The following is a 12,344-nucleotide window of genomic DNA, read 5'->3' as shown; positions in this document are numbered from 1 at the left end:
TTTCTTCTTTAATAAATAAGGATTTACAAATAATTACAGGTCATCAAGACCCAAACTTTGTCTAATAATTGCCAGTTTTGCTGGCTCCCCTTGCTCCGCTGCCATCTGCAACGCGCGCGTTGGGGTATGGATTAATCTATTGGTCAGTTTATTACTTAACTCGATCAACAATTTTTCCGCATCGCCTCCAGCGGCTAACGCTTGTAAACTTTTACTGAGTAACTCTTCACGGATGTGACTCGCGGATTGACGATAGTCACGAATACTATCCACGGCCTGCAGCGAGCGCATCCAGCTCATGAACTCCGCGCTTTCCTCACTGACGATCGCTTCGGCTTGAATTGCCTCAATCTTCCGTTGCTCAATATTGTTCTCAACGATGGACTGTAAATCATCCACTGAATAGAGATAAGCGTCATCGAGTTCACTAACTTGTGATTCTACATCACGCGGCACGGCAATATCGACTAACAGCATCGGTTGGTGGCGACGCGCTTTGAGTGCACTTTCAACCATCCCTTTACCAATGATGGGGAGCGGACTAGCGGTCGAGCTAATCACAATGTCCGCCTGTGCTAAATAATCAGGGATCTCATTTAAGGTGATCACTTCAGCGTCAAAATTTTGCGCCAAAGCCATAGCCCGCTCACGAGTTCGGTTAGCCACGATCATGCGCTGGCAACCGTGACCATCTAAGTGCTTAGCAACCAATTCGATGGTCTCTCCTGCTCCAACCAACAGCACCGTAGCTTTGGTCAATGACTCGAATATGTGTTTTGCTAGTGTACAGGCGGCATAAGCAACGGAGACAGCATGACCACCGATATCCGTTTCGGTCCGCACGCGTTTGGCAACCGAAAACGCTTTTTGAAACAACTTATCTAAGGCCGAATCCACCATGCGATTTTCTCGCGAATCCGCATACGCTTGTTTTACTTGCCCTAAAATCTGTGGTTCACCCAAAACTAATGAATCCAACCCACAAGCGACGCGCATCAGATGACGAATTGCCGCCTGCTCTTCATGAACATATAAACTGGGTTTTAACGTTTCCAAATTGACTTGATGAAACTGAGATAGCCACTCTATTAGCTTATTCTTACTTGCCACCTTAACATCGCAATACAGCTCAGTTCGGTTACAGGTTGACAAAATCACACTTCCCTTGACATAAGGTTGACCAGATAAATGGCGTAAGGCTTCGGACAGTTTATCTGGTCCAAAGGCCACTTTTTCTCGCAACTCAACCGAAGCTGTATTGTGATTGATACCAATAACAAGCAAGGACATGTATCGAGGGTTCTCTGATAAGAAGTGGATTGAGCGGCGAATTTTACTTGATGCACCTATTTATTGAAAGAGCGATTGGGATTTGTTTTCCCGAGTTCGTGATATCAATGGTATAGTGACGGCTCTTGTGTCCCATAAATGGATAAATAACGAGCATATGATAATATTTCCGCCACGTATTTTTCTGATGATCACCTTACTCTTAGGGTTATGGGGCTGCAGCAGCCTTCCTGACCCTATTAGTGATGTAGAATGGCAATCACACCAAGCTCGCTTAAAGACCATTAAGCAGTTTCAACTGGTTGGCAAACTTGCCTATATTGATCCCAATCAGCGTCAATCTCTCAACTTTCAGTGGCAAATATCCCCCCAGCAAACCCAACTACGCCTAAGCACATTTTTAGGGCAAACGGTATTAAACTTATCGATTGATCAACAGGGTGCACAAGTCATCACTCATGATGACAACGTCTACCGAGCTGACAATGCCGAACAATTGATTGCTTCTCTGACTGGGTTAACGCTGCCTATCGAACTTTTACAAGCGTGGATTATCGGTTTACCCACTCAAGCGGATCACTTTGAATTAAATTCGAACAATACCTTGGCTAGATTACAAAAAAAACAAGGCCTTTCTCGCTGGACTGTGGATTACCATCGCTACCGCGAATACCCCTGGCAAGATAAACCTCTTCCTTTGCCAGACCGAGTATTACTCACCCAACAGGATACTTCGATTAACCTAGTGATTTCTAAATGGACACTCACACCATGATACAACAAACAACGGTGTGGCCATCACCCGCTAAATTAAATCTGTTTTTGTACATTACCGGCCAACGTGCTGATGGCTATCACGACTTACAGACATTATTTCAATTTATTGACTATGGCGATGAACTAACGATTACCGTCAATCAAACAGGCCAGATCACTCTCACACCTCCGTTAGCAGACGTCGCCCTGCAAGACAATCTGATTTATCGTGCAGCTCGTGCCTTGCAACAGCAAACCCAGAGCTCGCTCGGCGCGGATATTCAATTAATCAAACGCTTACCCATGGGCGGTGGAATTGGTGGTGGCTCTTCTAATGCGGCAACAGTATTGGTGGCGCTCAATTATTTATGGGGCTGTCGGTTAAGCGATGATCAACTCGCCACAATTGGCTTAACCTTAGGGGCCGATGTTCCAGTTTTTATTCACGGCTTCTCCGCTTTTGCCGAAGGTGTTGGAGAAAAGCTCCAACCAGTGCAGCCAGAAGAAAAATATTATCTCGTGGTTCGTCCAAATGTGAGTATTGCAACAAAAGTGATTTTTTCTCATCCCAATTTACCGAGAAACACAGCAAAACGTGATATTAATACCCTACTCAATGCGAACTACGAAAACGATTGCGAAAAAATTGTCCGATTGGAGTACCCAGAGGTTGATAAGCAACTTTCATGGCTGCTACAATACGCGCCGTCAAGATTGACCGGGACTGGGTCTTGCGTTTTCGCTGAATTTTCGAGCAAAAAAGAAGCGCAGGCTGTCCTAGCGAAACTCCCAGACACTGTCTCTGCGTTTGTCGCTCAAGGCCGCAACGTATCACCACTAAAAGAGACACTGGCTGATTACCAATCAGCCGACACCCAACCTAATTAAAAACTGGACGCAACCCTGAGGTTTCCACCGTGCCTGATATGAAGCTATTTGCTGGTAACGCCACACCTGAACTAGCCCAACGTATTGCTGAACGTCTATACATCTCCCTTGGTGATGCTACTGTTTCTCGCTTCTCTGATGGAGAAGTGGCAGTGCAGATCAACGAAAATGTTCGTGGTAGCGATGTATTTATTATTCAATCAACTTGTGCCCCAACCAATGACAATTTAATGGAATTGGTGGTAATGATTGACGCAATGCGCCGCGCTTCAGCAGGCCGTATTACTGCTGTCATCCCTTACTTTGGCTATGCACGCCAAGACCGTCGAGTGCGTTCTGCTCGAGTTCCGATTACGGCGAAAGTCGTTGCTGACTTTCTCTCTAACGTAGGGGTTGATCGAGTCTTAACCATCGACCTACACGCAGAGCAAATTCAAGGTTTCTTTGATGTCCCAGTAGACAACATCTTCGGTACTCCCGTTCTCTTGGAAGACATGAAAGCACGTAATCTAGAAGATCCTGTTGTTGTATCTCCGGATCTGGGTGGTGTGGTACGTGCTCGCGCGACAGCAAAAGCACTCGGTGATATTGATATTGCGATTGTTGATAAACGTCGCCCGCGTGCTAACGTCTCTGAAGTCATGAACTTAATCGGTGACGTTGAAGGGCGTGACTGCGTGATTGTCGACGATATGATCGATACCGGCGGCACCTTATGCAAAGCAGCTGAAGCACTTAAAGAGCGCGGAGCAAAACGTGTATTTGCTTATGCAACCCATGCGGTATTTTCAGGCAATGCGGCCAAAAATATTAAAAACTCCGTACTTGATCAAGTGATCGTTACCGATTCAATCACTTTGTCTAAAGAAATGGCAGCAACGGGTAAAGTAACTCAGCTAACCTTATCGACCATGCTTGCAGAAGCCATTCGTCGCATCAGTAACGAAGAGTCTATCTCTGCTATGTTTAACTAAGCTTGCGGTAGTCTTTGATCGGTAAAATACCTCGTCAAAATGACGAGGTATTTTTGTTTCACGGCGTCAAACATCAGCCATCTCGCCCTTTTGCGCTTTTCTATGCTATCATACCGCGCTTTTTTCGTTTCCGAAGGGATCCTAGCCTTGAGTCAACCAATTAAATTACTTGTCGGTCTGGCCAACCCGGGGCCTGAATACGTCAATACACGACATAATGCAGGTGCATGGGTCATCGAAGAACTGGCCAGAGTGCACAATACGACACTAAAAAGTGAAGTGAAGTTCTTCGGATTAACTGGTCGTATTTTGGTTAATGGCGAAGACCTACGTTTACTGATTCCGACGACTTATATGAATTTATCCGGTAAAGCCGTCGCGGCTCTTGCTAAGTTTTATCAGATTAAACCAGAAGAAATCATGATAGCTCATGACGAACTGGATCTTCCTCCCGGTGTAGCTAAATTTAAGCAGGGTGGCGGACATGGTGGTCATAATGGGTTAAAAGACACCATCAGTAAATTAGGCAACAATAAAGAATTCTACCGTCTTCGTATTGGCATTGGCCATCCAGGACACAAAGATAAAGTGGCAGGTTATGTGTTAAGTAAAGCTCCTAACCAAGAGCACGAGTGCATCCTAGCAGCAGTAGATGAGTCTGTTCGCTGTCTCGATATCTTACTGAAAGATGGCCTAACTAAAGCGCAAAACCGCTTACACACGTTCAAAGCTGAATAAGGTTACCAAATATGGGTTTTAAATGTGGCATTGTCGGTTTACCTAACGTAGGTAAATCAACTCTTTTTAATGCACTGACTAATGCAGGTATCGAAGCGGCTAACTTCCCGTTTTGTACTATTGAACCAAACACTGGTGTCGTACCAGTGCCTGATTTGCGTCTTGACGCATTGGCAAAAATTGTCAATCCGCAACGCATATTACCCACCACAATGGAGTTTGTGGACATCGCAGGCTTAGTCGCTGGCGCATCAAAAGGGGAAGGATTAGGTAATAAATTTTTAGCTAACATCCGCGAAACTGATGCGATTGGTCACGTAGTCCGCTGCTTTGAGAACGAAAATATTGTTCACGTCGCAGGAAAAGTATCACCTATTGAAGACATCGAAGTGATCAATCTTGAGTTGGCTCTCGCTGACTTAGACAGTTGCGAACGCGCGATTCAACGTCAAACGAAACGTGCCAAAGGTGGCGATAAAGACGCTAAATTTGAGCTTACTGTTTTAGAAAAACTATTGCCCGTACTGACAGAAGGCGGATCGGCACGCTCAGTAGCGTTAAGCAAAGAAGAGCTTGCCGCGGTTGGATACCTTAATTTCCTCACCCTTAAGCCAACCATGTACATTGCTAATGTGAATGAAGATGGCTTTGAAAATAACCCCTATTTAGATGCAGTCCGAGCTCATGCCGCCCAAGAAAATGCCTCTGTCGTCGCCGTATGTGCAGCGATTGAAGCTGAACTATCTGAATTAGAAGAAGAAGAGCGTGCTGAGTTTCTTGCTGATCTGGGTATTGAAGAGCCAGGCTTAAACCGAGTGATTCGTTCAGGTTATGAACTGCTTGATTTGCAAACTTACTTTACCGCAGGGGTTAAAGAGGTCCGTGCTTGGACCGTTCCAGTAGGAGCTACAGCCCCTCAAGCGGCAGGAAAAATCCACACTGATTTTGAACGTGGATTTATTCGCGCCGAAGTGATCGGTTACAACGACTTCATCCAATATCAAGGTGAAAGTGGTGCAAAAGAAGCCGGAAAATGGCGCTTAGAGGGTAAAGATTATATTGTCAAAGATGGTGATGTCATCCATTTCCGCTTTAATGTATAACACTTAACCTCTATCGAAAAAAGCCAACGTAATGTTGGCTTTTTTGTAACGCTCGTTCACGGCTTATTTTCACATCAATCATCAATAAACTACGATTATCGGTTTGATGTAGAATAAGAAAATCTCTCGCTTTGGGATAGATTTTGATCAGAAATAGCCAGCTTTGTTTAAAAAAAACTCGAACAGTTGGTTTTCGGGAATTTATTCAAAAAAACTATTGACGCTCTACAGCCATATCCGCATAATGCGCACCGTTCGCAGTGAGAAGGCAACTTCAAAACTTCGAAATTTAAAGCTGACTGTGAGTGATAAGCAGTTTAGCAATTGGCTACGTAGCTCAGCTGGTTAGAGCACATCACTCATAATGATGGGGTCACAGGTTCGAATCCCGTCGTAGCCACCATTTCCTAAGTGTTCTTTCGTAGAATATTTAGGAAATAATGCGGAAATGGCGAAATTGGTAGACGCACCAGATTTAGGTTCTGGCGCCGCAAGGTGTGAGAGTTCAAGTCTCTCTTTCCGCACCATTTATTGATAAGCTGTCCAAAGCAACTTATCACCGTAGGTCTATCGCCAAGCGGTAAGGCAGCGGCTTTTGATGCCGCCATTCCCTGGTTCGAATCCAGGTAGACCTGCCATTATTTCTTTAAGTTTCAATATATAAAAACTATTGGAACTGATAGCGAGAATAGATTATAGTTTCTCGCTCTATAAAAGATGGCTACGTAGCTCAGCTGGTTAGAGCACATCACTCATAATGATGGGGTCACAGGTTCGAATCCCGTCGTAGCCACCACTTATTTTACCTACTCCTCAAGGATAAGGTACGATAGCGAGATGCGGAAGTGGCGAAATTGGTAGACGCACCAGATTTAGGTTCTGGCGCCGTAAGGTGTGAGAGTTCAAGTCTCTCCTTCCGCACCATTATCTCGTTATAAAAATAAAGTTTTGCGGAAATGGCGAAATTGGTAGACGCACCAGATTTAGGTTCTGGCGCCGCAAGGTGTGAGAGTTCAAGTCTCTCTTTCCGCACCATATTAGAGGTCAACAGTAGATAACTGTTCGCCGATGTAGGTCTATCGCCAAGCGGTAAGGCAGCGGCTTTTGATGCCGCCATTCCCTGGTTCGAATCCAGGTAGACCTGCCAACTATTTAGTTCCATCAATACTGTATCAGCATTCACTGAATTTGCGGTGGTGGCGAAATTGGTAGACGCGCTAGCTTCAGGTGCTAGTGTCCGTTAGGACGTGAGGGTTCAAGTCCCTCCCTCCGCACCAAGTTCAGTATTACAGGTCTATCGCCAAGCGGTAAGGCAGCGGCTTTTGATGCCGCCATTCCCTGGTTCGAATCCAGGTAGACCTGCCAATTACAACGATAATTTGAGTTAATCAAATTATCTACAAAATTAGTGCGGAAGTGGCGAAATTGGTAGACGCACCAGATTTAGGTTCTGGCGCCGCAAGGTGTGAGAGTTCAAGTCTCTCCTTCCGCACCATTAATTAAGTTAGCATAGCCTGCTATCACCTACAGGTCTATCGCCAAGCGGTAAGGCAGCGGCTTTTGATGCCGCCATTCCCTGGTTCGAATCCAGGTAGACCTGCCAGTTACAACGATGATTTGAATTAATCAGATTATCTACAAATTTGTGCGGAAGTGGCGAAATTGGTAGACGCACCAGATTTAGGTTCTGGCGCCGCAAGGTGTGAGAGTTCAAGTCTCTCCTTCCGCACCATTAATTAGTCGTGGCTACGTAGCTCAGCTGGTTAGAGCACATCACTCATAATGATGGGGTCACAGGTTCGAATCCCGTCGTAGCCACCATTTATCGTTAGTTACTGTTAGACAGTTGATTTAACGATAAACCTGTTATTAAATTAACAGTATTACAGGTCTATCGCCAAGCGGTAAGGCAGCGGCTTTTGATGCCGCCATTCCCTGGTTCGAATCCAGGTAGACCTGCCAATTATAACGATGATTTGAGTCAATTAGATTATCGACAAAATTTGTGCGGAAGTGGCGAAATTGGTAGACGCACCAGATTTAGGTTCTGGCGCCGCAAGGTGTGAGAGTTCAAGTCTCTCCTTCCGCACCATTAATTAAAAAACCCAGCTTTAGCTGGGTTTTTTATTATTACTCAATCTAAATTATCCCAATAGCGCAAGTGCTGCCGTTGGTGCTTGTTTCGCTTGAGCTAAGACAGAGCTTGAGGCTTGGCCTAAAATCTGTGATTTAGTCAATGCCGTCGTTTCTTTCGCAAAGTCGGTATCCTTGATCCGGCTCTTAGACGCATTAACATTTTCATTAATGTTATCCAAGTTATTAATTGCATGGCCGAATCGATTCTGGAACGCACCTAGCTCTGCACGATGACTATCAACATATTTAAGCGCAGCATCGACCACCGCCACTGATTTTTGCGCCCCGCCAACGGTCGTCACATCAATTGTATCGATAGTGATCGCTTGCCCCGTTTGCATGTCTAACTCGGTAGCTAATGCACCACTAAAAGCGACTGCACCAGTGACATCATTATTTCCCGTAAAGATCTGTAGTTGCCCCTTCTCATTCACTGAGGCTTGCACTAAGTCTGTTTGACCATTGATGTAAGTCGCCACTTCTTCAATATCATCACCAACTTTGGCGGTAATATTAATGATTTGCTCATCACCATTGATATCGGTCAGGGTTAATGTTAAATCGTTACTACCGTCACTAACCGTCCAATCTTTATCCGCTTCAGTCGCCGCAACGTAACTGGTTCCTCCCATCATCGCGTTATCACTACGCATGTCTTTCATGGTCAGCATTACAGCTTCACCGCTCTGAGATCCAATTTGGAACGACTTCGTTTGGAAAGTACCGTTCAATAGACGATTACCCGCAAATGAGGTGGTCTCTGCGATACGATTCAATTCATCATTAAGTGCCGTGACTTCTTCTTGAATCGCAACACGCTCAGATTTTGAGTTTGAACCATTCGCAGATTGTAAAGAAAGATCCCGCATCCGTTGCAAAATGTTGGTGGTCTCATTCATGGCGCCTTCGGCGGTTTGTGCCATGGAAATACCATCATTCGCGTTACGAACAGCAACATCTAAGCCACGACTTTGCACATTCAAACGGTTTGAGATCTGCAAACCTGCAGCATCATCTTTTGCACTATTAATTTTAAAACCTGAAGACAAACGTTCCATTGACGTTTGCTGTGCACTGGTTGCACTGTTCAGGTACCTCTGTGCCGTCATCGCTGACACGTTAGTGTTTACATTTACCGCCATAATTGGTCTCCTATTAATATTAGACGTAGCGGAACTTGCCGAACGGTTTCCGACGTCTCGGATACCACGTAGTTCTCTCAAAGTATCTTTAATAGCGACTTAGGGAACCATTCCTTTAGAAGATTTACTGAGCAAGATGAATTAAATCATTTAGAAAGAGAGATATGAGGTATAGAACACAAAACCAATTGAAAACGACATAAATCGCTCAAGATTTAGCAGTAATGGCCGGGGGGATATGAGAAATGGATTGGCAGAAAAAAGAAAAGCCCCTTTTCCTTTGAGAGAACTGGGGCTATGGTTGGCAGCCATTGCCAATGTGGAGATCAAGAGAAATGAACACATTATGGCTAACCATAATGTATGGTTATTTTCCGAGTATAAACAGGCGTATCTGAGAGAGCTTATACTGTTCTAACAACCATACCTTGCCAAGGTTGCGGTATTGCATACTCACGTCTGAGCTTATTAATGCCGCCTCCCAGGACTACTGCAATAGTGATATTGCAGAGTTTGGCAACTGTTTTGCTTGAGCAAGAATTGACGTTCCTGCTTGTTGCAATATTTGTGACTTAGTCAACTGAGTCGTCTCTTTCGCAAAGTCGGTATCTTTAATCCGGCTCTTCGATGCTTCGACGTTCTCTTGGATGTTGGCCAAGTTATTAATGCTGTGGTTGAGTCGGTTCTGTTTAGCACCTAAATCCGCGCGTTGTGAGTCAATGTATTTGAGCGCTGCATCTAAAATACCGACCGCGTTTTGCGAGCCACCGACAGTGCGCATATCAATATTTTGCACGGTCGTTTTTTCGCCAGGGCCACCAGTTAAACCAAGTTCAGTTGCCAGCCCACCAGAGATGGTTAGATCACCTTCAATATGTGGTTCAGCAACGAAAATCTGCAACTTACCATCTTCGTCAACGGAGGCTTTGAGCAAATCAGTCTGACCATTGATGTAAGTCGCGAGCTCTTCAATATCGTCACCGGTTTTGGCTAAGATATCGAGTGTCACTTCTTGACCATCTTTTTTGGTGAACTCTAATTTCAAATCGTTTGCCGTCGAATCAACGCCCCAATCTTTGGTTTTGCCTTCAGTAGCAATAAAAGATTGGCCGCCCATCCGATAGTCATCGGCACGAATACTGGTTAATCCCATGATAATAGCTTCACCAGAGCTAGAACCAATTTGGAATGATGCTTCACCAAATGAACCGTTGAGCAATCGACGACCACCGAAAGAGGTTGTTTCGGCAATTCGGTTTAACTCATCTTGCAGAGCAACCGACTCTTCGTTCAATGCTTGACGCTCGGCATCTGAGTTGGTGCCGTTGGCTGATTGTAGGGCCAAATCACGCATACGCTGCAGAATGCTGGTTGACTCATTCATTGCTCCCTCAGCGGTTTGAGCAATCGAAATACCATCGTTAGCATTACGCATTGCCACATCAAGACCACGAGATTGAGCGATCAATCGGTTTGAAATTTGCAAACCTGCCGCATCATCCTTGGCACTATTAATACGGTTACCAGAAGAAAGACGCTCCATTGAGGTATTCAAATCATTGGACGACTTGGTCAAGTAACGCTGAGCGGTCATTGCCGACACGTTGGTATTTACATTAATGGTCATATTTTGCTCTCCTATCGAGTCCGCAAGTCTTTTGCGAAGCGGTCAGCTTTACTCTCTTGGAAGCACTGACCGTAAATCACTTGCCAAATACACCCTAAGGTATATTTAAGATCGGGTGGTATTCACTCTGTTTAAATTAATCCAATAAACATGCCAACTTTTCAAATAGACTCAATAAAAAAATTAATTATTTATAATCAGCAACTTAATTGACAATGTTGGCGATATTTCTTTTCCATCGACATCCATGAAATGCAGTTGCCGCTTTTTTTGCCGCTCCACCTGCAATCAGCTGGCAAAGAAAAGCCGACCGAAAAAAAAATGAGATTTAAGACAAAAAGCCCCTCTATTTTCGCACTTATGGCATGGCACATAAGGCACAAAGATAGGAACAAATTCACCTTTGAGACTAAGCTTTGCTCGCAAAAATAAGGTTAATCACGAACCCCAAACGACGATTTAATAACGAAGTCGACGATGGTTACTCATCTTTAAAGGTAATTAAACAAGGTTAAATCTTTCGCTTTCCCAAACGCTAACTGAGAGGCTTGCAGCGCTCTCGAGTTTTCATTAAATTCAATCACTGCTTGTGAGTAATCGAGATCCTCAAACTGACTTTTAGAGCGAGCCAGACTGATTTTAAAATCTTCATGTTGATCTTCTTGTAGATCTAAGGTACTCAATCGAGCACCGACATCCGAACGAACTTGGTTTAAATGAATAAAGGCTGTGTGTAATTCTTCAGTGATTTGATGAAGCTTGCCTGTGGTTGAGGCATCAGAAACAGAACCTTTGGAGTATTCAATGGCTTTTTTAAAACTATCAAATACTGTAAATGTTTTACGTGGATTCAGAGTGATGCTATCTCCGGCCGTGATACTGCCTTTGATATTAATAGTAAGACCTTGATACTGAACCCCTGTTCTTGGATCGAAATCATTAACCTCGACAACTTCACCGTCGCGTTCTAACTGATAAGCAAAACCGCCATTGAGCATATCAACAAACGTTACCGTATAGCTGGCATTATCACCGTCATCACTGTTCGTTGCCCGCTCAAGCAATAATTCAGAGCCTTCTTGTAATGCATACTCTGGTTCAAAATCACCAAATGGATTATTAATATCCATAAACATTTGATTGCCGGGGGTATTAAAAGGCATTTCTAAATTATTGGAGATACGCATTTTTCGCTGATAATCATCACCGTAATAGGTCACATTGCCTTGATTATCTCGAAAAAAAGGTTGGTTCTTCGGCCGAGTTCCCGCAAAAATAAAATTACCCGTTTCGTCTTGTACATTGGCAAGATTCAAAAAGTTATTGGCAATTTCTTGAATTTGCCGCGCCTGAGTTTCACGATCTTCAGGAGATAATGAACCGTTGATCATTTCCATGACCATACGCTTCGCTTTATCAGTAAACTCTTCAGCGTTAGAAATGATCACTTCTTGATGTTCAAGGCGATTGCGAACCAGAACTATCGCATCAAGATATTGACGTAACTGCTCTTCTTGTTGTGTTACATTTTGAATGTAATGCGTCGCGAGGGGGTTATCCCCGGCAGACAAAAGCTTTTTGCCCGAAGCTAATTGCGCTTGGTTGTGATGAACTTTATTTTCTTGGCGACGTAAATCGTTTTGCACCGACTGATAGTTATGGAAGCTAGAAATTCGATTTAACATTTACT

General features: G+C 44.2%; 9 protein-coding genes and 15 tRNA genes. 20 read left to right on the top strand and 4 right to left on the bottom strand.

Annotated features, from left to right (window positions below; genetic code table 11):
* Positions 1-33: 33 nt before the first annotated feature.
* Positions 34-1,290: a glutamyl-tRNA reductase gene (hemA, locus tag AACS00_RS03530; protein WP_072669947.1), complete on the bottom strand. Its 1,257-nt coding sequence runs from the start codon at positions 1,288-1,290 to the stop codon at positions 34-36.
* A 157-nt stretch (positions 1,291-1,447) separates the two neighbouring features.
* On the opposite strand from hemA, the gene lolB reads away from it, so the two are divergent.
* The 20 genes from lolB to AACS00_RS03430 all read left to right on the top strand — a co-directional run bounded on the left by lolB (position 1,448) and on the right by AACS00_RS03430 (position 7,841).
* Positions 1,448-2,065: a lipoprotein insertase outer membrane protein LolB gene (lolB, locus tag AACS00_RS03525; RefSeq protein ID WP_181397448.1), complete on the top strand. Its 618-nt coding sequence runs from the start codon at positions 1,448-1,450 to the stop codon at positions 2,063-2,065.
* On the top strand, positions 2,062-2,934 hold the full coding sequence (gene ispE / locus AACS00_RS03520) for a 4-(cytidine 5'-diphospho)-2-C-methyl-D-erythritol kinase (protein WP_110166535.1): 873 nt from the start codon (positions 2,062-2,064) through the stop codon (positions 2,932-2,934). Before lolB ends, ispE begins: the two co-directional genes overlap by 4 nt.
* Before the next feature lie 29 nt (positions 2,935-2,963).
* Positions 2,964-3,908: a ribose-phosphate pyrophosphokinase gene (locus AACS00_RS03515; protein ID WP_004394723.1), complete on the top strand. Its 945-nt coding sequence runs from the start codon at positions 2,964-2,966 to the stop codon at positions 3,906-3,908.
* Positions 3,909-4,055: 147 nt separating this feature from the next.
* Complete coding sequence (gene pth, locus AACS00_RS03510; protein WP_072670065.1) at positions 4,056-4,646, top strand: aminoacyl-tRNA hydrolase; 591 nt, start codon at positions 4,056-4,058, stop codon at positions 4,644-4,646.
* Positions 4,647-4,657: 11 nt separating this feature from the next.
* A complete protein-coding gene (ychF, locus tag AACS00_RS03505; protein WP_110166534.1) occupies positions 4,658-5,749 on the top strand; it encodes a redox-regulated ATPase YchF in 1,092 nt (363 codons plus the stop codon).
* A gap of 326 nt (positions 5,750-6,075) precedes the next feature.
* A tRNA-Met gene (locus AACS00_RS03500) sits at positions 6,076-6,152 on the top strand.
* Positions 6,153-6,191: 39 nt separating this feature from the next.
* A tRNA-Leu gene (locus AACS00_RS03495) sits at positions 6,192-6,276 on the top strand.
* 36 nt (positions 6,277-6,312) lie between these two features.
* Positions 6,313-6,387, top strand: a tRNA-Gln gene (locus AACS00_RS03490).
* Positions 6,388-6,468: 81 nt separating this feature from the next.
* Positions 6,469-6,545: transfer RNA gene (locus AACS00_RS03485), tRNA-Met, on the top strand.
* A 43-nt stretch (positions 6,546-6,588) separates the two neighbouring features.
* Positions 6,589-6,673, top strand: a tRNA-Leu gene (locus tag AACS00_RS03480).
* Between the two features lie 26 nt (positions 6,674-6,699).
* Positions 6,700-6,784 (top strand) — tRNA-Leu (locus tag AACS00_RS03475).
* A 37-nt stretch (positions 6,785-6,821) separates the two neighbouring features.
* Positions 6,822-6,896, top strand: a tRNA-Gln gene (locus AACS00_RS03470).
* Between the two features lie 43 nt (positions 6,897-6,939).
* Positions 6,940-7,026: transfer RNA gene (locus tag AACS00_RS03465), tRNA-Leu, on the top strand.
* Positions 7,027-7,039: 13 nt separating this feature from the next.
* Positions 7,040-7,114 (top strand) — tRNA-Gln (locus AACS00_RS03460).
* A 45-nt stretch (positions 7,115-7,159) separates the two neighbouring features.
* Positions 7,160-7,244 (top strand) — tRNA-Leu (locus tag AACS00_RS03455).
* Between the two features lie 33 nt (positions 7,245-7,277).
* Positions 7,278-7,352, top strand: a tRNA-Gln gene (locus AACS00_RS03450).
* 44 nt (positions 7,353-7,396) lie between these two features.
* Positions 7,397-7,481: transfer RNA gene (locus AACS00_RS03445), tRNA-Leu, on the top strand.
* A 12-nt stretch (positions 7,482-7,493) separates the two neighbouring features.
* Positions 7,494-7,570: transfer RNA gene (locus AACS00_RS03440), tRNA-Met, on the top strand.
* 66 nt (positions 7,571-7,636) lie between these two features.
* Positions 7,637-7,711: transfer RNA gene (locus tag AACS00_RS03435), tRNA-Gln, on the top strand.
* A gap of 45 nt (positions 7,712-7,756) precedes the next feature.
* A tRNA-Leu gene (locus AACS00_RS03430) sits at positions 7,757-7,841 on the top strand.
* A gap of 52 nt (positions 7,842-7,893) precedes the next feature.
* On the opposite strand, the gene AACS00_RS03425 is transcribed toward AACS00_RS03430, so the two are convergent.
* From AACS00_RS03425 to flgL, 3 genes are all read right to left on the bottom strand, one after another.
* Positions 7,894-9,027, bottom strand: coding sequence for a flagellin (locus AACS00_RS03425; protein WP_072669952.1), 1,134 nt, complete (start codon positions 9,025-9,027; stop codon positions 7,894-7,896).
* Between the two features lie 487 nt (positions 9,028-9,514).
* A complete protein-coding gene (locus AACS00_RS03420) occupies positions 9,515-10,654 on the bottom strand; it encodes a flagellin (RefSeq protein WP_072669954.1) in 1,140 nt (379 codons plus the stop codon).
* A gap of 491 nt (positions 10,655-11,145) precedes the next feature.
* On the bottom strand, positions 11,146-12,339 hold the full coding sequence (gene flgL, locus AACS00_RS03415) for a flagellar hook-associated protein FlgL (protein WP_004394718.1): 1,194 nt from the start codon (positions 12,337-12,339) through the stop codon (positions 11,146-11,148).
* Between the last annotated feature and the right edge of the window lie 5 nt (positions 12,340-12,344).

It is taken from the genome of Vibrio sp. 11986-1-5 (genome assembly GCF_963878025.1).
In the GTDB taxonomy this organism is placed as follows: domain Bacteria; phylum Pseudomonadota; class Gammaproteobacteria; order Enterobacterales; family Vibrionaceae; genus Vibrio; species Vibrio injensis.
Note: the sequence above shows the minus strand (reverse complement) of the source record. Positions and strands in the feature narration are given on the sequence as shown.

Excerpts from the sequence above, each read along its gene's own strand:
- hemA (WP_072669947.1), bottom strand. The coding sequence starts at position 1,290 with ATGTCCTTGCTTGTTATTGGTATCAATCACAATACAGCTTCGGTTGAG.
- lolB (WP_181397448.1), top strand. The coding sequence starts at position 1,448 with ATGATAATATTTCCGCCACGTATTTTTCTGATGATCACCTTACTCTTA.
- ispE (WP_110166535.1), top strand. The coding sequence starts at position 2,062 with ATGATACAACAAACAACGGTGTGGCCATCACCCGCTAAATTAAATCTG.
- ychF (WP_110166534.1), top strand. The coding sequence starts at position 4,658 with ATGGGTTTTAAATGTGGCATTGTCGGTTTACCTAACGTAGGTAAATCA.
- AACS00_RS03425 (WP_072669952.1), bottom strand. The coding sequence starts at position 9,027 with ATGGCGGTAAATGTAAACACTAACGTGTCAGCGATGACGGCACAGAGG.
- AACS00_RS03420 (WP_072669954.1), bottom strand. The coding sequence starts at position 10,654 with ATGACCATTAATGTAAATACCAACGTGTCGGCAATGACCGCTCAGCGT.
- flgL (WP_004394718.1), bottom strand. The coding sequence starts at position 12,339 with ATGTTAAATCGAATTTCTAGCTTCCATAACTATCAGTCGGTGCAAAAC.